Genomic DNA, 25,516 nt, shown 5'->3' on the forward strand with positions numbered 1-25,516 from the left:
GATGCGGACAAAAACTTGGACTGGTTATTCCGCGAAGCCCAGGCTCTCACGATACTCAACGGGACTGAGAGCGCCGAGGGAAATCTTAATGCGTTTCTCGTTGTACCAGCGGATGTATGAGTCAAGGGCTTGAATGAACTGCTCGATGCTCGTTGACTGCCAGTTGCGAGGATAGAACAGCTCCGTTTTCAGCCGGCCGAAGAAGCCTTCACAAGCCGCGTTATCAGGTGAGCAGCCCTTGCGCGACATCGACCGAATCAGCTTCGCATCAGCGATGCGAGATAACCGGCCGGGCCAGCGGTAGTGCGCGCCACGATCGGAGTGAACCACAGGCCGTTTATCGATGCCGGCCACCGTTTCGACAGCGGCATCCAGCATCGTGTTCACGAGCTCGGCGTCGGGACGCGTGCCGATCGACCAACTGATAACCTTCCCATCGAAGCAGTCGATGACTGGAGACAGGTACACCTTGCCGGCTGGGATCTGGAACTCCGAGATGTCAGTCAGCCATTTCTCATTCGGAGCAACAGCTGTGAAGTCCCGGTTGACGAGATTTTCCGGCGCGGGACTGATCTCCCCGAGGTAGGAACCGTATCGACGCCGTTTTGGCTTGGCGACGACCAGGCACTCCTGCTTCATCAAACGCTGCACCACCTTCTCTGACAAACGCACGCGCTGCCGGCTCAGCGAAGCCCTCATCCGTCGGCAGCCATAGCAGCGATGATTGCGCTCGAAGATGTCTGTCATGGCACGACGCACTTCGGTGTATTTTTCCGCCACCTGCATTCGGGCTCGATGGTAGAAATAGGAACTTCGGGCCAAGCCCAGCGCTTCAAGCAACTCTGACAAGGAGTATGTCTGCCTCAGCGCATCAGCCGCAATGTCTTCTCCCGGTTGGTCAGTATCTGCCGGTCGATGCCCGTATCTTTTTTTATGAGTTCATTCGCCTTCATCAACAGGTCGTGTTCAAGCTGCAGACGGCGCACGTCGAGCCTGAGAGATTCGAGTTGTCGTTCCAACTCTTCTCGCTCCGATGACGATGGGGCGTCTAGTCGGCGTTTCATGGATGCAGATACCTCTGGGCCGAGTAGCTGGTTTTCCAGTTGTACAAGGTCGGCCTACATACGCCTAGTTTTTCAGCCAGGGCTTTCGCACTTTCTTTTCGCGTGCACAGCGCGATGACCGCTGCATGCTTCATCGCTGGCGGGCGGGCCAACCCGTCAGATCGGCCAACGACACGCGTATGCAACTCGGGGTGCAATTCGTAAATCCAGGCACGCAACGAATCCCGTGCCGGGTAGCCCAGCGCCGTGACGGTAGCGGCGATGCTGCGACCGTGTTCGAGATAGTACTCGACAGCCTTTTCCCTTTGGGCCAATGAGTACTTCGACTTCGAGGTCTTGTAGCCACGCGCCAAGTCGAGGCATCGCTCATACTCTGCATACCAGCTCTTTAAAGAGTTCTTCGTCGGGTAGCCCAGCTAACGAATCGTCACCCCGATGCGTTTGCCCACTTTTATGTAGAGTTCGACCGCTCGGATGCGGTCTTCGTATGAATACATGAACTACCTCCAGGTAGTCCAAGTTTTCCGCCGCATCCCCCAACAACCTGCTGTTAACGAGCCACTTGGAGGGCATGTCGAACAAGCGCTATGCATACTGCAATAACGGCTCCCAAGAGTAGACCAAGCGTAACCACCAACAGTCGATTTGGCTTGGCGGCAGACAAAGGCTCCAGCGCTTGCTGATCAATGACCACCAGCTTAAGCCGACTCATATCAATATTCAGATTATTAAGACGAGTTACCTCTGCACGCAGAGGCTGCACGCCGGCAAGAAAAATATCTTCATTCTCTCGGCGATTGAGCACTTCGATTTCGCGATTGGTCGCCAACATTTGAAGCTCCTTGGCGATCTGCGCTATTCGAGCCTCAGTGAAGTCGTCCGATTTTCTCTGCTGCAAGGCTGTCAGTTCGGCTTTTAGGGCCTCTACACCCATAAAGTAAAGCGGGATCTGTTGGTTGTTGATCTCAGTGCGCATTACGCTGGAAGCACCAGAACGTAACGACTCACCCAACGAAGATGGCGTCGTCGGTTTTTGGATATCCAGTGACCGGGCGATACCAATAGCTTCATTGAGCTGGGCCATTCGATCGCTACGCTGGGTTTTAAGTTGTGAGCGAAGCGCCCTCAACTCATCCTGCAACTGAGCCCGCCGGGTAGAGTCGGCTTCCTGCAAAGACGCAATCTTGGCTTCCTTTTCAATATCATAGCTTGACCGAGCGGAATCGAGTTTTCCTTTAAGTTCATTGAGCCGATTCTTAACAATTACCTGCAAGTCAGCAGCAATCTGCTCACGCTCGTTAGCGATGGCGTAATCAACAAATCCATTGAGAATAGCGACGCCATCAATGCCCTTCGGATAGTTCATTTCGAGCTTGATATACGCACTCAAGGAATCTTTCTTGCTGGCGTCTGGCAAAACCAACTTGATCGCATTGCGATTGAACTCTTCAAAGCTCTGCTCCAAGGTCCGGCCTGGTCGCTCGAACTCTTTGAACAGATTTTGATTAGCCCTGAAAAAAGCCAGGCGGGTATCGTACGATTCAAGGGATGCACCCACCTTGAGCAGCGCGTCCGGAGGAGGAAGTTGATAAACCTCGGAGCGATTCAACGCATCCAGTTCATTGAGCGCCGCGGGTCGAAGTACGGTGCTGACCCGGTACTCGGGAGTCGCTAGAAACGCATAGGCGGCGGCCACCAAGCCAACACCAATAGTCACCGCCGCAAGGAGCTTCTTTTGCCGCCAAACGATATTAAACAAAGCAACGAGATCGATCTCGCCGGACGGGGGAACAGGGGGCGCGCGGAAGCTACTACTCACAACAAAAACCTGCCTTCAAAGAGAAACTGCGGGCTCGTTATGCAGACGATCTTGTGTTTTTTTTATATTTATAAGGGCGGCCAATAAACCCAGCGTCGCTGCCAGGCTCTGGACACACAAAATGACTGGAATCGAGAACAGGTTGCATTTTGCCATCTCGCCGTAACATTGCAAGGCTTGACATGCCTGTAAGGCAATTCCTATTTCGCGACCAAATTGCAGGATAGATGATTGTAGGGAGCCCTAAAGCCGCTACTTCCTGACGACAGAGCAGTGCTCAACGCATCGCAGTCCGGGGAACCAGCGTGCGCTACAGGCGACAGACGGTCTCCACCACTAATCAACCTACAACGCTGGCTTATGACGCTTTTTGGACTGGATCAGCAGGCTCAGGACCGGCCCCACCAACATCCCAACAATCAACGCCAACGTCACAAACACCGACACCGGCAGCTCCGGCGTAGACCACCCCAAGAACGCCAGGGCGACGTCTTGCTGGTTTTCCAGTACGAATGCCAGGATCGCCAAGGCGACGATCAGCACTATCAGTACCAGGGCGACGCGCTTAACACCGCGCATAAACTTCTCCTATCCCCAAAAAAGCTCAGACGCCGTCTTCTTCGTCTTCGTTCACTCGATCACGCAATTCCTTGCCCGGCTTGAAATGGGGCACGAATTTGCCGTCAAGGCTGACCGACTGGCCGGTTTTTGGGTTGCGGCCCACGCGTGGTGCGCGGTAGTGCAGCGAAAAGCTGCCAAAGCCGCGGATCTCTATTCGGTCACCCGTGGCCAGGCACTGGGACATTTGTTCAAGCATGGTCTTGATGGCCAACTCCACATCCTTGGATGAGAGCAGCCCTTGATGGGTGACAATTCGTTCGATCAACTCCGACTTCGTCATATTTTTCCCTTCTTTTTCAAGCAGCTAGGAAAAGCGCTCCGAAGGTTTTAGCATGACCAGATGAATTTGAACAGCCTGTGGCTTGACTTATCTTGCGCAAACTATGGCAACCCTCACAGAATCCGCGATAACAGCAGATAGCCCCCAGGAAGCCACAGCAGACGTCTTACTGACAAACCGCTGTCAGTGCCGGAATCAGCAACCCCCAGCCCGTACGCAGCCTCAGGCCGCCCCCATTGCGCAGACCAATCGCACCCAAGGGCAAAACCCAAATTCCAGACACAAAAAAGGGCGACCGAAGTCGCCCTTTTTCTATGGTCTGACAGAACTTAGTTCTGTTTTTCCATTTGTGCACGCAACAGGTCGCCCAGAGTGGTCGGACCCGAAGCAATGTCAGAGGTAGCTGGCTTGTCGCGCAGGCTCTGGATTGCTTCTTTCTCTTCGATCTCGTCTTTCGACTTGATGGAGAGTTGGATTACGCGGCTCTTGCGGTCAACGCTGATGATCTTGGCTTCTACTTCCTGGCCTTCTTTCAGAACGTTACGCGCGTCTTCAACGCGATCACGGCTGATTTCGGAGGCTTTCAGAGTCGCTTCGATATCGTCACCCAAAGTGATGATGGCGCCTTTAGCGTCAACTTCCTTCACGATGCCTTTAACGATTGCACCCTTGTCGTTCTCTTGAACGTACTCGGAGAACGGATCGCTTTCCAGTTGCTTGATACCCAGGGAGATGCGCTCGCGCTCTGGGTCAACCGACAGGATAACGGTGTCCAGCTCGTCGCCCTTCTTGAAACGACGAACAGCTTCTTCGCCAACTTCGTTCCAGGAGATGTCGGACAGGTGAACCAGGCCGTCGATGCCGCCGTCCAGACCAATGAAGATACCGAAATCGGTGATCGACTTGATGGTGCCGGAGATTTTATCGCCCTTGTTGAACTGGCCAGAGAAATCTTCCCATGGGTTAGATTTGCACTGCTTGATGCCCAGGGAGATACGACGACGCTCTTCGTCGATGTCCAGAACCATAACTTCCACTTCGTCGCCGACTTGTACGACTTTCGAAGGGTGGATGTTCTTGTTGGTCCAGTCCATTTCGGAAACGTGTACCAGGCCTTCCACGCCTTCTTCCAGCTCTGCGAAGCAGCCGTAGTCGGTCAGGTTGGTAACACGCGCGGTGACGCGAGTGCTTTCTGGGTAACGGGCTTTGATAGCAACCCATGGATCTTCACCCAGTTGCTTCAGGCCCAGGGAAACACGGTTGCGCTCGCGATCGTATTTCAGAACCTTGACATCGATCTCGTCGCCAACGTTGACGATTTCGGAAGGATGCTTGATGCGCTTCCAAGCCATGTCGGTAATGTGCAGCAGGCCATCGACGCCACCCAGATCGACGAATGCGCCGTAATCGGTGAGGTTCTTGACGATACCTTTGACTTGTTGGCCTTCCTGCAGGGATTCCAGCAGAGCTTCACGCTCGGCGGAGTTCTCTGCTTCCAGGACGCTGCGACGGGAAACGACAACGTTGTTGCGCTTCTGGTCGAGCTTGATGACCTTGAATTCGAGCTCTTTGCCTTCCAGGTGCGTGGTGTCGCGCACTGGACGAACGTCGACCAAAGAACCTGGCAGGAACGCACGGATGCCGTTAACGTCGACTGTGAAGCCGCCTTTAACCTTACCGTTGATAACGCCCTTGACCACTTCTTCAGCTGCGAAGGCTGCTTCCAGAACAATCCAGCATTCAGCGCGCTTGGCTTTTTCACGGGAGAGCTTGGTTTCACCGAAGCCGTCTTCAACCGAGTCCAGAGCAACGTGAACTTCGTCACCGACATTGATAGTCAGGTCGCCAGCGTCGTTGTAGAACTGCTCAAGCGGGATGAGTGCTTCAGACTTCAGACCAGCGTGAACGGTTACCCAGCGAGCTTGGTAATCGATATCAACGATAACACCGGTGATGATGGAGCCAGCCTGAAGATTCAGGGTTTTTAGGCTTTCTTCAAAGAGTTCCGCAAAGCTTTCGCTCATTTTAATTCCTGTTGATAAGGGCGAAGAATACGCCCATCTGCCACACCCCAGACGGTGTGGGTTACGTTCATATAAGAGAAGAAGCGCAGGTCTAGGACTGGTCCCCTGCACTTCCTCTAAGTCATCCGGCGATATCGCGCAGGGCGATTTCACTCAAGATGCGTTCCAGCACCTGCTCGATGGACAATTCCGTGGAATCCAGCTGTATGGCGTCAGCCGCCGGTTTGAGCGGGGCTACCGCACGCTGGGTGTCGCGCTCATCGCGCGCACGAATCTCATCTAGCAGACTCGACAGACTAACACCATCCACCTTGCCCTTCAACTGCAAGTAACGGCGGCGCGCCCGCTCCTCGGCGCTGGCCGTCAGGAAAATCTTCAGCGGCGCCTCGGGAAACACCACGGTGCCCATGTCGCGACCATCGGCCACCAGGCCCGGCGGCTCCTGGAAAGCCCGCTGGCGCTGGAGCAATGCATCACGCACGGCAGGCAACGCAGCAACCTGGGACGCCCAGGAGCCGACCTGCTCGTTGCGCAGATCATCCGTCACATCATCCCCTTCCAGGATAATGCGCAGCGCATGACCTTCGGTCGCACCGACGAACTGCACATCCAGGTGCGCCGCCAGCAGCACCAACGAGGCTTCGTTGGTCAGGTCGACGCCGTGATTGCGCGCCGCGAAAGCCAGCAGGCGATACAACGCCCCGGAATCCAGCAGGCACCAACCCAGGCGCTTGGCCAACAGGCCCGCGACAGTGCCTTTGCCAGAGCCGCTTGGCCCGTCGATGGTAATCACCGGTGCTTTGATATTCACAATTGAGCCTCTTGGGCAACACGCATGCCGACTTGGGCAGACAGTGTAAGAAAATTCGGAAAAGATGTAGCTACGTTGGCACAGTCATGGATACGAATCGGCGCAGTGGCGCGCAGGGATGCCACGCTGAATGCCATGGCAATCCGATGATCGCCGTGGGCATGCACCTCACCACCGGTCATGCCGCCGCCATCAATGATAATCCCATCAGGGGTCGGCACACACTTCACCCCCAGCGCCAGCAGACCGTCGGCCATCACCTGGATGCGATCGGACTCCTTGACCCGCAACTCTTCGGCGCCACGCAATACCGTGCGCCCTTCGGCGCAGGCAGCGGCGACAAACAACACCGGGAACTCGTCGATAGCCAGGGGCACCAGGGCCAGGGGAATCTCGATACCCTTGAGCCGTGCGGCGCGCACACGCAGGTCTGCAACCGGCTCGCCGCCCACTTCACGGGGGTTTTCCAGGGTAATGTCTGCCCCCATCAGGCGCAGGATATCGATCACCCCGGTGCGGGTCGGATTGATCCCCACATGCTCCAACAACAACTCGGAACCCTCGGCAATCGAAGCCGCCACAAGGAAAAACGCCGAAGAGGAAATGTCGCCCGGCACCTCAATGCGGGTTGCCACCAACCCATGACCTGACTCAACCGCTGCCGTCGCCCCCTTAACCTCCACCGGGCAACCAAAACCGCGCAACATGCGCTCAGTATGATCGCGGGTGGGCGCAGGCTCGGTCACCGCCGTCCGGCCTTCGGCGTATAGCCCCGCCAGCAACAGGCTGGATTTGACCTGGGCACTGGCCATCGGCAGCGTGTAATTCATACCCTTGAGCACCTGCCCGCCACGAATAGTCAGCGGCGGCTGCCCCTGGGGCCCGGTCTCGATCACCGCACCCATTTCTCGCAACGGCTTGGCCACACGATTCATCGGGCGCCTGGACAGCGAGGCATCACCGGTCAGGACGCTGTCAAAACGCTGCGCCGCCAATAAACCGGACAACAGACGCATGGACGTACCCGAGTTACCGAGATAAATCGGACCCGGCGCAGGCTTCAAGCCGTGCAGGCCAACGCCATGGATAGTCACCCGCCCATGGTGCGGGCCCTCGATCACCACGCCCATGTCGCGGAACGCCTGCAGGGTCGCCAGGGCATCTTCACCCTCGAGAAACCCTTCGACCTCGGTAATACCCTCCGCCAGCGACCCGAGCATGATCGAGCGATGGGAAATGGATTTATCCCCCGGCACCCGGATCTTGCCGCTCAACTGCCCGCCCGGATTGGCGACAAACACCACATCATCCGCATTGGCGGCAGCATCCATATACGCCCGGCGCGCGAGGATCTTGCTGAAGTGCTCCCGCGCCACTCGCGCCCGGGTAAAGACGCCCAGCAACTGGTGCCCATCTCCCGCATCGACCGCATCGCGCAAGGCGTCAAGGTCACTGCGAAAGGTGTCCAGGGTGCGCAACACGGCCTCGCGGTTGGCGAGAAAGATGTCGTGCCACATCACCGGATCGCTCCCGGCAATTCGCGTGAAATCGCGAAAACCGCCGGCGGCGTAACGGAAAATCTCCAGGTTCTCGTTGCGCTTGGCCAGAGAATCCACCAGGCCAAAGGCCAGCAGATGCGGCAGATGGCTGGTCGCCGCCAGCACTTCATCATGGCGCTCGACCTGCATATGCTCGACATCCGCGCCCAGTTCGCGCCACAGCCGATCCACCACGGCCAGGGCCGCCGGGTCGGTTTCTGCCAGCGGCGTGAGGATCACCTTGTGCCGCTGGAACAGCTGGGAGTTGGACGCTTCCACCCCACTCTGCTCGGAACCGGCAATCGGATGCCCCGGCACGAACCGCGCCGGCATGCCGCCAAACGCCAGGCGCGCAGCGCGCACCACATTGCCCTTGGCGCTACCGACATCCGTGAGGATCGCCTGCCCCAGATCCATGCCGGCCAACAGCGCCAACAGTTTCTCCATGGCCAGGATCGGCACCGCCAACTGAATGACATCAGCGCCCTGGCAGGCAACGGCCAAGTCCGCCTCACAACGGTCCACCACCCCCAGCTCTACCGCCAACTGGCGCGATTGCGGGTCCAGGTCCACACCGACCACTTCGCCACACAGGCCGCTTTCGCGCAGGCCCTTGGCAAAGGAGCCGCCAATCAATCCCAGACCGACCACTACCAGGCGACCGATCACAGGCACAACAGGTTGCGTTGCAATCACATCAACCACGGGCCAGGACCTTGGCCAACGCCTCAAGGAAGCGACTGTTTTCAGCCGGCAAACCGATGGTGATGCGCAAGTGGTTCGGCATGCCGTAATTGGCCACCGGACGCACGATCACGCCTTCGCGCAGCAGGCCCTGGAATACCGGAGCGGCCTCCCGGGCGAGATCCACGCAGACAAAGTTGCCCTTGGACGCAATCCAGCTCAGACCCAGCTCGCGGAAGCCTTGCTGCAGCTGATGCATGCCGCTTTCGTTGATCCGCCGCCCTTCTTCCAGGTACTCGGCATCCTTGAGCGCCGCACAAGCCGCCGCCAATGCCAGGCTGTTGACGTTGAACGGCTGGCGCACGCGATTCAGCACATCCGCGACGACGGCTGTGGATAACCCGTAGCCGACCCGCAGCGACGCCAGGCCATAGGCCTTGGAGAAGGTGCGCGATACCAGCAGGTTCGGGTAGGCCGCAAGGAAGTCCAGGCCGTCGGGCAGGTCGCCGCCCTCGGCATACTCGATGTAAGCCTCGTCCAACACCACCAGCACATGCTCAGGCACATCCTGCAGGAACTCGTTCAGCGCGTCGGCACCGAACCAGGTACCGGTCGGATTGTTCGGGTTGGCGATAAACACCACGCGGGTCTGGGCATCAATGGCCGCCAGCATGGCCGGCAGGTCATGCCCCCAGTCCTTGGCCGCAATCACCCGCGCCTCGGCACCGACCGCCTGGGTGACAATCGGATACACCGCAAACGCGTGCTCACTGAATACCGCGTTCAGGCCAGGGGCCAGATAGGCACGCGCCACCAGCTCCAGGATGTCGTTGGAACCGTTGCCCAGGGTGACCTGGCTCAACTCGACCCGGCAGCGCTCGGCCAACAGGGACTTGAGCGCAAAGCCGTTACCGTCGGGGTAACGGGTCAGCTCCGCCAGTTCTTCACGGATCGCCGCCAGCACCTTGGGGCTTGGGCCCAACGGGTTTTCATTACTCGCCAGCTTGACGATCTTCGCCGGATCCAGATTCAACTCGCGCGCCAACTCGTCCACAGGCTTGCCCGGAACGTAAGGCGAGAGTTGTTGCACGCCCGGCTGCGCCAGGGCGAGGAAGTTGCCACTCATGTCAAAGCCTCACAAAACCGCTTTCGGGTAAGAGCCCAGCACCTTGAGTGCCACGGCTTCCTGACTGATTTTCTCCAGCACACTCTTGACCAGCGGATCACGGTGGTGGCCGACGAAGTCGATAAAGAACACATAGGTCCATTTACCGCTGCGCGAAGGACGCGTCTCGATGCGTGTCAGGTCTATCCCGTTGTCGTGGAACGGCACCAGCAGTTCATGCAGCGCGCCAGGCTTGTTGCTCATGGAGACAATGATCGAGGTCTTGTCGTCGCCGGTTGGAGGCACTTCCTGGTTGCCGATCATCAAAAAGCGCGTGGAGTTATCCGGGCGATCCTCGATTTTCTCGGCCAGGCGCGTCAGGCCGTACAGGCCAGCCGCCATATCCCCGGCAATCGCCGCCGAGTTCCACTCACCCTTGACCCGCTTGGCCGCCTCGGCGTTGCTGGACACCGCCACGCGCTCGACATTCGGGTAATGGGCATCCAGCCACTTGCGGCACTGGGCCAGGGACTGGGCGTGGGAGTAAATGCGGCTGATGCTGTCGGTCTTGGTGTTTTCACCCACCAGCAAATGGTGGTGAATACGCAGCTCGACTTCGCCACAGATCACCATGTCGTGTTCAAGGAAGCTGTCGAGGGTGTGGTTGACTGCGCCCTCGGTGGAGTTTTCCACCGGCACCACACCAAAATTCACTGCGCCAGCGGCCACTTCACGGAACACTTCGTCGATGGCGGCCATCGGCTTGCTGATCACTGCGTGACCGAAGTGCTTCATGGCCGCCGCCTGGGTGAAGGTCCCCTCGGGGCCGAGGTAAGCCACTTTCAAGGGCTGTTCAAGGGCCAGGCACGAAGACATGATCTCACGAAACAAGCGCGCCATTTCTTCATTGCCCAGCGGCCCCTGGTTACGCTCCATCACGCGCTTGAGCACCTGGGCTTCGCGCTCCGGACGGTAAAATACCGGCACTTCGCCTTCAGCCAGGGAGGCCATCTTGACCCGCGCCACTTCCTGGGCACACCGCGCCCGCTCACTGATCAGCTCCAGGACTTTGGTGTCCAGGGCGTCAATGCGCACACGCAGGGCCTTGAGTTCTTGCTCAGACATTAGCCGTGTTCCTTTTCGAACTCTGCCATGTAGGCCACCAGCGCCTTGATGGCATTGATGTCGACGGCGTTGTAGATCGAGGCGCGCATGCCGCCTACCGAGCGATGGCCCTTGAGGTTCAGCAGGCCACGCTCGTCGGCACCGGCCAAAAATGGCTTGTCCAGGCGGTCGTCGGCCAGGCGGAACGGCACGTTCATCCACGAGCGGGCGCTCAGGTTGATCGGGTTGCTGTACAGGCCGCTGGCGTCGATGAAGTCGTACAGGGTGCGCTTCTTCTCTTCGTTGAGCTTGCCCATGGCAGCCACACCGCCCTGCTCCTTGAGCCACTCGAACACCAGGCCCGAGAGGTACCAGGCAAAGGCCGGCGGGGTGTTGTACATCGAGCCGTTGTCGGCCGCGACCTTGTAGTTGAGCATGGTCGGGCACACCGAGCGAGCACGCCCGAGCAGGTCTTCACGGATGATGTTGACCAGGATGCCGCTTGGACCGATGTTCTTCTGTGCGCCGGCGTAGATCATGCCGTAGCGCGACACATCCATCGGGCGCGAGAGAATGTCCGAGGACATGTCGCACACCAACGGGACATCACCCACTTCAGGCACCCAGTCGAATTCCAGGCCGCCGATGGTTTCGTTCTGCACGTAGTGAACGTAGGACGCGTCCTTGGACAGCTTCCACTCGTTCTGGCCTGGAATAGCGAAATAATCGTAAGGCTTGGCCGTACCGGCCACGTTGATATTGCCGTAGCGCGAGGCTTCTTCAATGGCCTTCTGCGACCAGATACCGGTGTCGATATAGTCGGCAGTCCCGTCTTCGGGCAACAGGTTCAGCGGCAATTGGGCAAATTGCTGGCTGGCGCCGCCCTGCAGGAACAGCACCTTGTAGTCCGACGGAATGTCCAGCAGGTCACGCAGATCCTGCTCGGCCTTGGTGGCAATGGACACGAACTCATCGCTGCGATGGCTCATTTCCATGACCGAGAGGCCTTTGCCATGCCAGTCGAGGAGTTCACCCTGCGCACGCTGCAGGACTGCTTCAGGAAGTGCCGCGGGACCAGCACAGAAGTTATAGGCTCTCTTGCTCACATCCAATCTCGCTCTGATCTGGTGGTCACATAATTCGTGTTCGACACATAACCCCATGTGGAAGCGGGCGTGCTCGCGAAGGCGGCGTGTCAGGCCACACATGCGCTGACTGATACACCGCCTTCGCGAGCAAGCCCGCTCCCACAAGGGAATGCGCAGTATTGCAAATTTTCAAAGGGGACAAATAACAAGGGGGCGAATCTTCATCCGCCCCCTTGGTTGCCCGCTTATTCCTGCGGTTCTTCTTCGTCTGCGGCAGCATCGAGGGTTGGCTCGTCGACGCTGTCATCGCCGGCTGCGATCACCTCGCCATCGAATTCCTCGCCTTCCAGCTCCTCGCCTTCGACTTCCGATGGCTCCTGGACACGCTCCAGACCCACCAGGGTCTCGTCGCTGGCCAGCTTGATCAAGGTCACGCCCTGGGTGTTACGGCCCAGGCTCGACACTTCATCAACACGGGTACGTACCAGGGTGCCCTGGTCGGAAATCAGCATGATTTCCTCGCCATCGAGCACCTGGACCGCGCCGACCAGGCGGCCGTTGCGATCGTTGCTGACCATGGCGATAACACCCTGGCCGCCACGCTTGTACTCGGGGAACTCGCCGATGGCGGTACGCTTGCCATAACCACGGGCCGAAGCGGTGAGGATCTGGCTGCCTTCTTCCGGGATCAGCATGGAAATCAGCTTCTGCCCTTCCGGCAGACGCATGCCGCGCACACCACGGGCGGTACGGCCCATGGCACGCACGTCGGATTCCTTGAAGCGTGTCACCTTGCCGCCGTCGGAGAACAGCATGACTTCACGCTCGCCATCGGTAATGGCTGCGGAAATCAGTACGTCGCCTTCGTCCAGCTCCAGGGCGATCAGGCCCACGCTGCGCTGGCGGCTGAAGGATTCCAGCGGGGTCTTCTTCACAGTGCCCTTGGCGGTGGCCATGAAGATGAAGTGACCTTCGGTGTATTCCTCGACCGGCAGCATGGTGGTGATGTATTCATCAGTGTCCAGCGGCAACAGGTTGACCAGCGGACGACCACGGGCGGCGCGGGACGCTTCCGGGATCTCGTAGGTCTTGAGCCAGTACACCTTGCCCTTGCTGGAGAACAGCAGCAGCGTGGTGTGGCTGTTGGCTACCAGCAGGTGAGCGATGTAGTCCTCATCCTTGACGCCCGTCGCCGACTTGCCTTTACCACCACGACGCTGGGCCTGGTATGCAGCCAACGGCTGGGTCTTGGCGTAGCCACCGTGGGAAATGGTCACCACGCGCTCTTCTTCCGGGATCATGTCACCCAGGGTCAGGTCGAGGCGCGCATCAAGGATTTCAGTGCGGCGCACGTCGCCGTATTCGGCGCGGATCACTTCCAGCTCTTCGCGGATCACTTCCATCAGGCGCACGGCGCTGTTGAGGATGCGGATCAGCTCGCCGATCTGGTTGAGGATTTCCTGGTACTCGGCCAGCAGCTTTTCGTGCTCGAGGCCGGTCAGGCGGTGCAGGCGCAGTTCCAGGATAGCCTGGGCCTGTTCCGGCGACAGGAAGTACTTGCCATCGCGCAGGCCGTATTGCGGGTCCAGGGTCTCCGGACGGCACGAGTCGGCACCGGCACGTTCAACCATCGCTACTACCGCGCTGGATTCCCAAGGCATCTTGATCAGTGCTTCCTTGGCTTCCGACGGCGTCGGCGAAGCCTTGATCAGGGCGATGACCGGGTCGATGTTCGACAGCGCAACCGCCTGGCCTTCCAGGATGTGACCACGCTCACGGGCCTTGCGCAGTTCGAACACGGTACGGCGAGTAACCACTTCGCGACGGTGACGGACGAAGGCTTCCAGCAGATCCTTGAGGTTCAGGATGCGCGGGCGACCGTCGATCAGGGCCACGACGTTGATACCAAACACGCTTTGCAGCTGGGTCTGGGCGTAGAGGTTGTTGAGGATCACCTCAGGCACTTCGCCACGACGCAGCTCGATCACCACGCGCATACCGTCTTTGTCAGACTCGTCGCGCAGTTCAGTGATGCCTTCGAGTTTCTTCTCTTTAACCAGCTCGGCGATCTTCTCGATCAGACGCGCCTTGTTCAACTGGTAAGGCAGCTCGGTGATGACGATCTGCTGGCGGCCACCGACCTTGTCGATGTCTTCGATCATCGAACGGGCGCGCATATAGATGCGGCCACGACCGGTACGATAGGCTTCGATGATGCCGGCGCGACCGTTGATAATTGCGGCGGTCGGGAAGTCCGGGCCGGGGATGTACTGCATCAGCTCATCGACGGTCAGCTCAGGGTTGTCGATAAGCGCCAGGCAACCGTCGATGACTTCACCGAGGTTGTGTGGCGGGATGTTGGTGGCCATGCCCACGGCGATACCGCTGGAGCCGTTGACCAACAGGTTGGGAATACGGGTCGGCATGACCGCCGGGATCATTTCGGTGCCGTCGTAGTTCGGCACCCAGTCCACGGTTTCTTTATGCAGGTCGGCCAGCAGCTCGTGCGCCAGCTTGGTCATGCGTACTTCGGTGTATCGCATGGCTGCGGCGTTGTCGCCGTCCACCGAACCGAAGTTGCCCTGGCCGTCTACCAGCAGGTAGCGCAGGGAGAATGGCTGGGCCATCCGTACGATGGTGTCGTACACCGCAGTGTCGCCGTGAGGGTGATACTTACCGATCACGTCACCGACAACACGGGCAGATTTCTTGTACGGCTTGTTCCAGTCGTTACCCAGCTCGCTCATCGCGAACAGCACACGCCGGTGCACGGGCTTCAAGCCATCGCGCGCATCAGGCAGTGCCCGCCCGACAATTACGCTCATTGCGTAGTCGAGGTAGGACTGTTTCAGCTCGTCTTCGATATTGACCGGGAGGATTTCTTTGGCCAGTTCGCCCATGAGAAGCCTGATTCCTTTTTCGGGTGAAACCTCGTCGCGTCCATATGAGACGAACGAAGCTCGCCGCTGCCGGCAAAGTGCCTGACAACGACTTACGACAAATCAACGAGTTATGACACGGATCTGCACGTTATAGGTAGCCCCTCGGGGCGACCCTGGAAACCGCCGAATGTTATCACAATCGCCGCCACGCACCTATCCCCCTGATGCGCATGGAGTGTAGTTAGTTGACCAGTGACAGGCTGAATGGAGCCGAGAGGCGCTCAGAGACCCAACGGCCTCGCAATTGAGCCCGCAATTGGCTGTATTTCGCCGCGCAAACGCCAATAGGCCTATAAATTGTCAGGCCCTTCAGGCCGACGCGCAGGAGAATGGGTGACATCCAACTCAATTTCCACATCCGGCGCAGCCGCCCCTGAAAACCATCCGCGCCTGCCCGGCGCCCTGAGAACCGTGGGCTGCCCGGCCCTGGCGTCGCTGATGCGCACGCCAATCCCCCCGGTAAGCTCGGCAATTCCCGGCACGCCGTCGGTGGTATTCATGTGGGCTGCTCCCACCCACGCGATCCATCGGCCGCCGTCTTCTGGGTGATAAGCCTGAATCTGACGAACAGCGAAGTAATTCATGTCTTCAATCCGGCTCGACATATCAATCGAAGGCCTGCCGGTGTAGCGATCCCTGCGCAGCGTCAAATAGTCATCATCCAGTCCACGCACCCTCAGGCCACAGGCCTGGGCCCTCCTTGACACCACGCTGCGCGCACTCACCGAACCGGGCGAAACCAATAGCATGGGCGACCCGGTGGCATGGCTACCCTCGATGTACAGCGTGCGAAAGCCGCGATCATAAAGCGCCTGCATCTTATCGGTCAGAAACGTGACACTGGCTTTTTCCGCATGGTTTTCCCCCAGCACCAAACCTTGCACCGATTCCGGCCACCCGCGAATCAGATCATCCACCGTGGCCGACGCCCCCAGAGAAAGCGCCTCGGGCCGAGGAGGTATCTGCACCGTCTCGAAGAATCGCCGACGATCCCGAACAAACCAGGCGTCATAGTAATCGACCGTTGAAGCAGGTAAACCGTGGAAACCGTGGCTGTTGAATCTGTATTGATCTGTTGTCAGATACTCCTCCACAGGCAATTCCATCGAGAGTTTCGAGCCGGATTTCCCCGCGCCCCTGACCCCGATCGAGTGCCAGTGCCCAGACCTGCCGGAGCGCAGAAAACCCACCTCGGTGCGCCGCTGGGCATCAATGACCTGTACGGTCAAACCGCCTTCGCCGTAGAGCTTGAAATCGCTTTTTATGCGCAATATCACTGCATTGCCCTGCCTATCCACCGGGCGAATCAAGTACTCACCCGCCTGGGTGCGGTAAATACCCTTGGCATTAGGCTCCAGACCTCGGAGCAACACGGCCGCTTCGTCGCGAGGCACGGCGCTGGCCTTCCACGCCTCGGGGATGAGCGAGGCTGGCGTTGGCGGGCGCGACGCCTGTAGAAGGGACCGCGCAGGCACTGCCGGCGGGCTGAAAAACGCACTGCGGATCGCCAGGGGCCTGACACCGAGCACCTCGCCCCCCTCAATTACAGCATCCATACTCAGACGCCATCCACCAGGCCCATCACGCAGAACCAGCCCCGGAATAGCCTGACCGCGCGCCCGAAAATTACCCACCGCAGAGTGCGCCAACCGGCTCCAGAGCCGCGGGATCGAAGAGCCCCAATGAAGCCCCCAGGGCAGCATATCCAGCAGCATCCCTGCCACCTCGACCCCAAACATCAACTTATTGAAGGTCGATTGACGACTGACTTGCGCATTCGTATTGGCACCGCGCTGCGCAAGCTCTACCAAGCGAAAAACCTGCAAGTAGTACAGGGCTTGCAGCAGGGACGATCGACAAGGCACCAACTGCACATTCAAGGGCGGCAGACGCTCCAGTGGCTTCACGCCACTGAGGAAAAAAGTCGCCAGGCCCTCAGCGAAAAGCTGATATTTCAAACCCGACGAGACCAGGCTTTCAATCACTTGCTGGGACTTTACGCACAGTCGCTCCAGGAGATAGGCCCGCCACTGCGGCCTGCCGAGCAATGCTATCAGCTCGCTATCTCCGGCCAACTCCCGCAAGTCCAGGCCGTCGGGCGCATTGGGTGCATAAAGCACCCGCTCGGCATCTTCTGCGGTCGAGATCACGACCAACCCCTGCACCCACTGGCTCCCCCCGCGCTCAGGCTCGGCGTCAGGCACCCCTAACATCAGGATATTTGCCACGACCGCCCGCCCCTCCACCCGAGGCCGAGCAGCGGGTGCCCATGCCGCCAGCACCGCCTCCACCCATTGCTGCGCACGTTTTTTCGCAGGGTCAGCCGTTAATACCGTTTTATAGATGGCTGGATTGAGCCGTGCCGACTGGGCTGCATACTCCAACGTGGCAGCCTGGCCCGCCATCCATGCCTGTGCCAGCCGCTCGGCCGCCGCCGAGGTGGCAGGCGGCGCGAATGTTTTCTTTAGAACGTCCTCGCAATAATGATGACCGGCATCGATTTCTTTTACCCAGCGCTCAATCGTCTCGCGCGACAGCTTAAGCGCCTCGCCACGCACGTCGAACACACGTCGCCCGTCGGCATACGTCAGGGACGCCTCGATATTGACCCTCGACGTCCAGGCGATGCTCCCTTCCCACGGTTTGAGGTTCTTGAGGGTCAGCTCAGTCAAGCCCATACGTTCGACGTACACGCTTTCAACAGGCGGCGTCACGCCCGGCTGGGATACATAGGTAACCCGAACAGCCTCGGTGCGCACGACGATGATCTTGTCCGGATCGATCTGCTCCACTGCAGAACCGGGCAAACCACGCGCCTCCAAAAAATCTCGCAGCCTGCCTCTGAGCTTCTGCCTGGCATATCCGTGCAACGACTCAAGGCCCTCAAGCAACGCTGCCAGAGCCTGGTTTTTTTCCTGCGCGGCCAGCGCCGCCTCCTGCAAGCGCTCCCGATCCGTTGCCGCCAACGCCTTTTGCCAACCCGGCGCGGCCTGTTCTTCCAACAACTGGTTACGCACTACAAAAGCTGGCGCCGTATCCAACTGGGGTGCCAGGTCAATGACTCTGTCCACCGTTCCAGGGCGCAGGCGATTATCAGCCTCAAGCACCAGGCGCAGATCTCGCTGCTGTTTGCTCAGCAAGGCTTCAACCCCGTGGGCGACAAAATCGCCTTCTATTACCTCCGGGACGAGCGCAAGCCGCCCCGTCCAACGGCCGGTTTGCTGGCCACGCACATCGGCTGGCAGGCCGCCGGCCAACAGGAGACCTTCGGGCGCACCCTCGTCAAGGCGCCGCCCCACCTCGGCATTAAGGCAGGCCAGGCTCGAAAACGCCTCAAATCCCTGGGCAACCGTCCACAACACCAGCGGCCCGCTGGGCGGGCTGACACTGTCCGGGCTAAGCATAAACGCCGTGGCAAATCGCTCCCCGCCGGTCAAAGTCAGACTGTAGATCCGGGGGCGTTGCGCAAGGGGAAACGCCAGCTCGCGGGCGACAGCAGTGGGGTATTTCAATACCTCGTCGATCAGTTGCCGATGGGACGAGGTCAAAGTGCCATCCATCGTGCGCAAGGCCGATTCGGTCGCCAGTATTTGCTTGCGCACCCGCGTCAGCAAATCGACGGGCGCGCCCTGGTCGCGCTGAGCCGTACTCCAAAATTCGCCCAGCAGCCCGGCAAATTGTTGTTTCAGCGTCATCACCAGGCTGCTCGGCGTGCCGACCTGCTGCAGCCTGTAACCTTCATCCAGGGTATTGGGTTCTACGTAAAACGCGCCGTCCGCATAGTCGTCAGTACCACCGCCCTCCCATAGCGTATCGAGCAGCGATTCCAGCGTCTGGGACGCATATGGCCGCCCATCGGTTCGAGAACGGGTGAAATAGATCTGCAAGGGGCTGATCTTCCCGCTGAAGCTGGGGAACAGTGTTTTCAACTGCTGTTGGAAAAACCCATCAAACCCGGGCGCGCCCGCAAGCAATTGCCCCGTCAAGCGGTTTAGCTTGTTTATCTGCCGTATCAGGTTCTGTTGCTGGTCGCCCACGGCAATGCCAGCAGAGGGCACCACCGGCAACGTATCAGGGCGAAGCGGGCGCCGGAGCAGGTCCCCCGGCAAGCCTGTGGGCAGCGCCAGCACCTGCGCAACCCGGGTATCAATCCCCGACCGGACGGGCAAAAAAGCGGCGCGCGCATTGACCCGTTGCTGGGCCAGTTGCTCGTCCAGGACCTGCCCCAGCAGAGAACCCCGGGCATCCGGGAGCATCCCCACCAGCCCCCAATACGCGCGCCGCTCCCGGCGCAAGGCAAGCACTTGCTCGCGCTCAGGCTGCGCAACGTTTACGAGGATTTCATCGCGCTCCCCCGCGACTGCCTGCCGCAAGCTGAGAGCGGCCAATATCGCAGAGTCGCAGGCAAACTCCTCCAGGCCGCGCTGCGGGGTATAAAGCAGCACCGGCCGACTTTTGGTCAGCCCTCCCCGCCACGCCAACACAAACGCAGCCGACAGATTGATATCCTGGCCCGCGCCTCTGAGCACCAGGCGAAACATTGCCACCTTGGGCGGGTCGCTCGCAGGCTGGGACTGCTCGGCAAGCAGGCTGCGCGCCAGGGCCCAGCCATCGGCCGTGAGCCCAACCGTCGGATCCGCCAGGTTATCGGCCCTGCGTAACGCCGCTTCTGCCGCCAGTTCACCCTGGCGATAACGCAGCCAGGTGTCACGCGAGGTCAACTCATTGCCTTGGCGAACAGGGTTGTACCAGAACCGACCCAGGTGCTGGCGGAAATGTTCGAACAGCCCCTGAAGATGCTGATTGAGCACCTCGACGAACGTTTCAGGATCAATATCGAGCAGGCTCTGATGGCCCGCTGCAGGGTTGATCGCAGAAAAACCGTTTATGGATGAGTCGAGCGGGGCCGCGCCTGACACCAGGGCCTCCTGCATCGCCTGGGTCATTGAACGCGGCGTGACACCGGATGGCAGCTCCTCCAGCAGCCACACCGTATCAGGGTCGATTTCCAGCTCGGGAAATTGGCGATCAAGCGCCTGTTGGAACGCTTCGCCACTGATGCGCGCCAGCGACGGCTGGTGCCGCACCAGGCGTTCGCAGAATGCACTCTCGGCTTGCAGCTGTTGCAGATGCCAGGCCCGGCTGGGCACTGGAAGGACGCCCATCAACTCACGGTCGTCAATGAGCGGGTCAGGCATGGAAGCAGATGTAACGGTAGACATGAATAGGTGCCCCGAAGGTGATCATGGGCCACGGCCACATCGTCATGCTCGCGGGCGCTGACGCCCACACTCAGAAATGCCGTGACATTGATCACCATCCTGCGAGAACCCCTCGCCCAGACGGCCTTACACTTGTACTACTGACCGCCTCAATGCAGACGCTTGCGGCACATCAACTTTGCCAATTTGGCCGTATCCGGGCGCTCGACGATGCCTTTTTCAGTCACGATCACGTCAATCAAGTCGGCCGGGGTCACGTCAAATACCGGGTTAAAAGCCGCTACATCGGCGGCAAAGCGCTGCCCGGCGACTTCCAGCAACTCGCCGGCATCCCGCTCTTCGAGGGCGACGTCATCGCCAGTAGCCATCATCAAATCCAGGGTAGAGCTGGATGCCACCACCATAAAGCGCACGCCGTGGTGCATGGCACACACCGCCAACTGGTAGGTGCCGATCTTGCTGATCACGTCGCCATTGGCCGCGATGCAGTCGGCGCCGACAATCACCCAGGTCACGCCCTTGGTCTTGAGGATATGCGCACCGGCCGAGTCGGCATTCACCGTGACAGGGATACCCTCGCCCGCCAATTCCCAGGCGGTCAGCCGCGAGCCTTGCAGCCAGGGGCGAGTTTCGTTGGCATAAACCTGCTCGACCATGCCTTCCAGAAACGCCGCACGGATTACCCCGAGCGCAGTACCAACACCGCCGGTGGCCAATGCCCCCGCGTTGCCATGGGTCAGGATGGCCTGAGCATTGCCCTGGTGCTTGCGGATCAACTCGACGCCCAGTTGCGCCATGGTCAGGTTGGCTTCGCGGTCACTTTCATGGATCGCGATGGCTTCGGCCTCCAGCACCGCCAATGGGTCGGCGTGGTTCTTGAGGCGGTCGAGGCGGTCGCGCATGCGCTTGAGGGCCCAGAACAGGTTCGACGCGGTGGGCCTGGAGTCGGCCAGCAGCGCGTAGTCTTCTTCCCACGACGCCTGCCAGTCACCGCCCTCGGCGATGCGCTCACGGGCGGCGAGCACCAGGCCGTAGGCGGCACTGATGCCGATCGCCGGCGCGCCGCGCACCACCATCGCGCGAATGGCTGCAGCCACCTCGTCGACCGTCGCGCATGTCACCCAGCTTTCCCTGGATGGCAGCGCACGCTGATCGAGCAGGTGCAGTGCGCCATTACGCCACTCTATGGCCTTCACTTTCTCTGCTGCCAACAGTCGATCGCGCATCCATCACCCCGTACTCATCAACAAAAGCCGCCGATTATAGCGATCCGCCCGCCAGGGCGCTCGGGTATACTTCGCCCTCTTTATATGACCGCCCCGGACGATGCTCGCTATGACACCACCCGCCGCCCCGCTCGACTTATTGCTGCTGCCAAGCTGGCTGGTACCGGTCGAACCTGCGGGCGTGGTGCTCAAGGCACATGGCCTGGGCATTCGCGATGGGCGCATCGCGTTTATCGGCCCGCGCGACCAGGCGCTGAAGCTGGCGGCCCATGAAGTGCGCGAGTTGCCGGGGGTGCTACTGAGCCCGGGCCTGGTGAATGCCCACGGCCACGCGGCCATGAGCCTGTTTCGCGGCCTGGCCGACGACCTGCCGCTGATGACCTGGCTGCAACAGCATATCTGGCCGGCCGAAGCCAAGTGGGTCGACGAGGCCTTCGTGCGCGACGGCACCGACCTGGCAATTGCCGAGCAAATCAAAGGCGGCATCAGTTGCTTCTCGGACATGTACTTCTTCCCCAAGGTCGCCAGCGAGCGCGTGCATAACAGCGGCATGCGTGCGCAGATTGCGATTCCGATCCTCGACTTCCCGATCCCCGGCGCGGCCACTGCCGACGAGGCAATCCGCCAGGGCGTGGAGTTGTTTGGCGACCTCAAGCATCACCCGCGGATCAAAATCGCCTTTGGCCCCCATGCGCCCTACACCGTCAGCGATGCAAACCTGGAAAAAGTCCGGGTCATCGCCGAGGAACTGGACGCCGCGATTCATATGCACGTCCACGAAACCGCCGGTGAAGTGCAGCAGTCTGTCGAACAGTACGGCGAGCGGCCCCTGGCCCGCCTTGCACGCCTGGGCTTGCTCGGCCCGCGCTTGCAGGCCGTTCATATGACCCAAATCAGCGAAGAAGACCTGGCGTTGCTGGTAGAAAGCAACAGCAGTGTGATCCATTGCCCGGAATCCAACCTGAAACTGGCCAGTGGCTTCTGCCCGGTGGAACGCCTGTGGCAGGCCGGCGTCAATGTGGCAGTAGGCACCGACGGCGCGGCAAGCAACAATGACCTCGACCTGCTGGGCGAAACCCGCACCGCCGCGCTACTGGCCAAGGCCGTCGCCGGCTCGGCCAGCGCCCTGGATGCCCATCGCGCGCTGCGCATGGCCACCCTCAACGGCGCACGGGCCATGGGCCTGGAAACGGAAATCGGCTCGCTGGAAGTGGGCAAGGCTGCAGATATCGTGGCCTTCGACCTCTCGGGCCTGGCCCAGCAACCGATCTACGATCCGGTGTCACAGCTTATATATGCCACTGGGCGCGATTGTGTGAAACACCTTTGGGTCGGCGGCAAGCAACTGCTCGACGACCGGCAACTGACGCGCATGGATGAACAACAGCTGAGCGCCACGGCCATTGCCTGGGGCCGGCGCATCAGCGGACACCACGAATAACGCCGGCCCCGGATCGAAATTCCTGGCCAGGCAAAACGTTTTATCGGATTTAGAGGACTACCCATGAGTAACGTCGACCACGCCGAAATCGCCAAATTCGAAGCCCTGGCCCATCGCTGGTGGGACCGCGAAAGCGAGTTCAAGCCCCTGCACGACATCAACCCGCTGCGGGTCAACTGGATCGACGAGCGGGTCAACCTGGCCGGCAAGAAAGTCCTCGACGTGGGCTGCGGTGGCGGTATTCTCAGCGAAGCCATGGCCCAGCGCGGTGCCACGGTGATGGGTATCGACATGGGCGAAGCGCCCCTGGCCGTGGCCCAACTGCATCAACTGGAGTCGGGGGTGAGCGTCGAATACCGGCAGATCACCGCCGAAGCCCTGGCCGAAGAAATGCTCGAGCAGTTCGACGTGGTGACCTGCCTGGAGATGCTGGAGCACGTGCCCGACCCATCGTCGGTGATCCGTGCCTGCTTCCGTATGGTCAAGCCCGGCGGCCAGGTGTTCTTCTCCACCATCAACCGCAACCCGAAGGCCTACCTGTTCGCGATCATCGGCGCCGAATACATCATGAAGCTGCTGCCGCGCGGCACCCATGACTTCAAGAAGTTTATCCGTCCGTCCGAGCTGGGTGCCTGGAGCCGCCAGGCCGGGCTGACCGTCAAGGACATCATCGGCCTGACCTACAACCCCCTGACCAAGCACTACAAGCTGGCCAGCGACGTCGACGTCAACTACATGATCCAGACCCTGCGAGAGGAATAAGCCTGTGAAGTTGAAAGCGGTTCTTTTCGACATGGACGGTACGCTGCTCGATACCGCGCCGGACTTTATCGCCATCTGCCAGGCCATGCGCGCCGAGCGCGGGCTTGCACCGATCAACGACCAGCATATCCGCGATGAAATTTCCGGCGGCGCCCGGGCCATGGTCGCCGTGACATTTTCCATGGACCCGGAGTCTCCAGGCTTTGAAGAGCTGCGCCTGGAGTTCCTCGAACGCTACGTCAAGGGCTGCGCGATCCATAGCAAGCTGTTTGATGGCATGGCCGAACTGCTGGAAGACATCGAGCGCTCCAAGCTGATCTGGGGCGTGGTAACCAACAAGCCATTGCGCTTTGCCGAGCCGATCATGGAGCAACTGGGCCTGGCCCAGCGCTCGGCGCTGCTGATCTGCCCGGACCACGTAAAGAACAGCAAACCCGACCCGGAGCCGCTGATCCTGGCCTGCAAGATGCTCGACCTGGACCCGGCCAGCGTGCTGTTCGTGGGTGACGACCTGCGGGATATCGAATCGGGCCGCGACGCCGGGACCCGTACCGCCGCCGTCACCTATGGTTATATCCACCCCGACGACAACGCCCGCAACTGGGGCGCCGACGTTGTGGTCGATCACCCGCTGGAGCTGCGCAAGGTGCTCGATAGTGCACTCTGCAGCTGCTGACACTGAAACACTGAGATCAATGTGGGAGCTGGCTTGCCAGCGATAGCGGTGAATCAGCTGCCGCTTTATTGACTGACACTGCGCTATCGCGAGCGAGCCCGCCCCACATTCAGACTGAATTTTTGTTGAGGTCGATTATGTTTGATTACTCCGCACGCCCAGAATTGCTCAAGGACCGGGTCATCCTGGTCACCGGCGCCGGCCGCGGGATTGGTGCAGCGGCGGCCAAGACCTACGCCGCCCACGGTGCCACCGTGCTGTTGCTGGGCAAGACCGAGGCCAACCTGGCCCAGGTCTACGATGAAATCGAAGCCGCCGGCCACCCGCAGCCGGTGGTGATCCCGTTCAACCTGGAAACCGCCCTGCCCCATCAATACGACGAGCTGGCGGCGATGATCGAAAAAGAATTCGGCCATCTCGACGGGCTGCTGCACAACGCCTCGATCATTGGTCCGCGCACGCCGATCGAACAGCTGTCGGGCGAGAACTTCATGCGCGTCATGCATATCAACGTCAACGCCATGTTTATGCTGACCGCCACCCTGCTGCCCCTGCTCAAGCTGTCCCAGGATGCTTCGGTGGTGTTCACCTCCAGCAGCGTCGGGCGCAAGGGCCGGGCCTACTGGGGCGCCTATGGCGTGTCGAAGTTCGCCACCGAAGGCCTGATGCAGACCCTGGCCGATGAACTCGACACCGTGGCGGCAGTGCGCGCCAACAGCATCAACCCCGGCGCTACCCGGACCAGCATGCGTGCCCAGGCTTACCCAGGGGAAAACCCGACCAACAACCCGCTGCCGGAAGAGATCATGCCGGTGTACCTGTACCTGATGGGCCCGGACAGCTCGGGGATCAATGGGCAGGCGTTCGACGCGCAATAATCTTCGGACATGACATTACGCCATTGTGGGGCTTGTGTGGGAGTGGGCTTGCCCGCGATGGCCTTAGGTACAGGGATCTACACAACTCTTTTCTGGGGTTGTGTACATATCCGTTGCTGCGGTCATGGCGGCTATTGGTTCCGCTCTTACAGCGGGTCACTTTTGGAAAAGAGCCCCAAAAGTAACCAAAAGGGCTCTTGCCCCACCACTCGGCACCTCGCCTAGGCTCGG

Annotated in this window: 16 protein-coding genes and 1 pseudogene; 4 read left to right on the forward strand and 13 right to left on the reverse strand. The window is 60.0% G+C overall.

What is annotated here, in order from left to right; genetic code table 11:
* Positions 1 to 24: 24 nt before the first annotated feature.
* The 13 genes and pseudogenes from HBR93_RS24590 to mtnA all read right to left on the reverse strand — a co-directional run bounded on the left by HBR93_RS24590 (position 25) and on the right by mtnA (position 21,528).
* A pseudogene (locus HBR93_RS24590) lies at positions 25 to 1,561 on the reverse strand (IS3 family transposase).
* Between the two features lie 53 nt (positions 1,562 to 1,614).
* Positions 1,615 to 2,883 (reverse strand): Wzz/FepE/Etk N-terminal domain-containing protein, encoded by a 1,269-nt coding sequence (locus HBR93_RS24595; RefSeq protein ID WP_169961291.1) that lies wholly within the window; start codon positions 2,881 to 2,883, stop codon positions 1,615 to 1,617.
* Between the two features lie 345 nt (positions 2,884 to 3,228).
* The gene (locus HBR93_RS24600) at positions 3,229 to 3,462 is read right to left on the reverse strand and encodes a lipopolysaccharide assembly protein LapA domain-containing protein (protein WP_057439219.1); all 234 of its coding nucleotides are present in this window, start codon (positions 3,460 to 3,462) and stop codon (positions 3,229 to 3,231) included.
* 25 nt (positions 3,463 to 3,487) lie between these two features.
* The gene (ihfB, locus tag HBR93_RS24605) at positions 3,488 to 3,784 is read right to left on the reverse strand and encodes an integration host factor subunit beta (RefSeq protein ID WP_032888918.1); all 297 of its coding nucleotides are present in this window, start codon (positions 3,782 to 3,784) and stop codon (positions 3,488 to 3,490) included.
* Between the two features lie 329 nt (positions 3,785 to 4,113).
* Complete coding sequence (rpsA, locus tag HBR93_RS24610; protein WP_029298694.1) at positions 4,114 to 5,808, reverse strand: 30S ribosomal protein S1; 1,695 nt, start codon at positions 5,806 to 5,808, stop codon at positions 4,114 to 4,116.
* A 121-nt stretch (positions 5,809 to 5,929) separates the two neighbouring features.
* Positions 5,930 to 6,619, reverse strand: coding sequence for a (d)CMP kinase (gene cmk / locus HBR93_RS24615; RefSeq protein WP_057439220.1), 690 nt, complete (start codon positions 6,617 to 6,619; stop codon positions 5,930 to 5,932).
* Entirely contained in the window at positions 6,616 to 8,826 is a 2,211-nt protein-coding gene (locus HBR93_RS24620) for a bifunctional prephenate dehydrogenase/3-phosphoshikimate 1-carboxyvinyltransferase (RefSeq protein ID WP_346266856.1), read from the reverse strand. The genes cmk and HBR93_RS24620 overlap by 4 nt, the downstream gene beginning before the upstream one ends.
* A gap of 28 nt (positions 8,827 to 8,854) precedes the next feature.
* Positions 8,855 to 9,967, reverse strand: a complete 1,113-nt coding sequence (gene hisC / locus HBR93_RS24625; protein WP_169961293.1) for a histidinol-phosphate transaminase — start codon at positions 9,965 to 9,967, stop codon at positions 8,855 to 8,857.
* A 9-nt stretch (positions 9,968 to 9,976) separates the two neighbouring features.
* Positions 9,977 to 11,071 carry a prephenate dehydratase gene (pheA, locus tag HBR93_RS24630; protein ID WP_025113086.1) on the reverse strand — a complete coding sequence of 365 codons (1,095 nt, stop codon included), beginning with the start codon at positions 11,069 to 11,071 and terminating at the stop codon, positions 9,977 to 9,979.
* Complete coding sequence (serC, locus tag HBR93_RS24635) at positions 11,071 to 12,156, reverse strand: 3-phosphoserine/phosphohydroxythreonine transaminase (RefSeq protein ID WP_057439234.1); 1,086 nt, start codon at positions 12,154 to 12,156, stop codon at positions 11,071 to 11,073. The genes pheA and serC overlap by 1 nt, the downstream gene beginning before the upstream one ends.
* Positions 12,157 to 12,383: 227 nt before the next feature.
* Positions 12,384 to 15,038, reverse strand: a complete 2,655-nt coding sequence (gene gyrA, locus HBR93_RS24640) for a DNA gyrase subunit A (RefSeq protein WP_057439222.1) — start codon at positions 15,036 to 15,038, stop codon at positions 12,384 to 12,386.
* Positions 15,039 to 15,370: 332 nt separating this feature from the next.
* Positions 15,371 to 20,302, reverse strand: a complete 4,932-nt coding sequence (locus HBR93_RS24645; RefSeq protein ID WP_169961294.1) for a membrane-targeted effector domain-containing toxin — start codon at positions 20,300 to 20,302, stop codon at positions 15,371 to 15,373.
* Between the two features lie 149 nt (positions 20,303 to 20,451).
* Positions 20,452 to 21,528 carry an S-methyl-5-thioribose-1-phosphate isomerase gene (gene mtnA, locus HBR93_RS24650; protein ID WP_169961295.1) on the reverse strand — a complete coding sequence of 359 codons (1,077 nt, stop codon included), beginning with the start codon at positions 21,526 to 21,528 and terminating at the stop codon, positions 20,452 to 20,454.
* Between the two features lie 109 nt (positions 21,529 to 21,637).
* Here mtnA and HBR93_RS24655 point away from each other — a divergent pair, with 109 nt between their 5' ends.
* The 4 genes from HBR93_RS24655 to HBR93_RS24670 all read left to right on the forward strand — a co-directional run bounded on the left by HBR93_RS24655 (position 21,638) and on the right by HBR93_RS24670 (position 25,285).
* Positions 21,638 to 22,969, forward strand: coding sequence for a TRZ/ATZ family hydrolase (locus tag HBR93_RS24655; protein ID WP_057958895.1), 1,332 nt, complete (start codon positions 21,638 to 21,640; stop codon positions 22,967 to 22,969).
* 63 nt (positions 22,970 to 23,032) lie between these two features.
* Positions 23,033 to 23,731: a bifunctional 2-polyprenyl-6-hydroxyphenol methylase/3-demethylubiquinol 3-O-methyltransferase UbiG gene (gene ubiG / locus HBR93_RS24660; protein ID WP_169961296.1), complete on the forward strand. Its 699-nt coding sequence runs from the start codon at positions 23,033 to 23,035 to the stop codon at positions 23,729 to 23,731.
* Positions 23,732 to 23,735: 4 nt separating this feature from the next.
* The gene (gene mupP, locus HBR93_RS24665; protein WP_169961297.1) at positions 23,736 to 24,407 is read left to right on the forward strand and encodes an N-acetylmuramic acid 6-phosphate phosphatase MupP; all 672 of its coding nucleotides are present in this window, start codon (positions 23,736 to 23,738) and stop codon (positions 24,405 to 24,407) included.
* Between the two features lie 137 nt (positions 24,408 to 24,544).
* Positions 24,545 to 25,285 (forward strand): YciK family oxidoreductase, encoded by a 741-nt coding sequence (locus HBR93_RS24670; protein ID WP_169961298.1) that lies wholly within the window; start codon positions 24,545 to 24,547, stop codon positions 25,283 to 25,285.
* Positions 25,286 to 25,516 lie beyond the last annotated feature (231 nt).

Origin of the sequence: Pseudomonas sp. WS 5411 (assembly GCF_012985595.1) — a bacterium.
Classification (GTDB): domain Bacteria; phylum Pseudomonadota; class Gammaproteobacteria; order Pseudomonadales; family Pseudomonadaceae; genus Aquipseudomonas; species Aquipseudomonas shahriarae.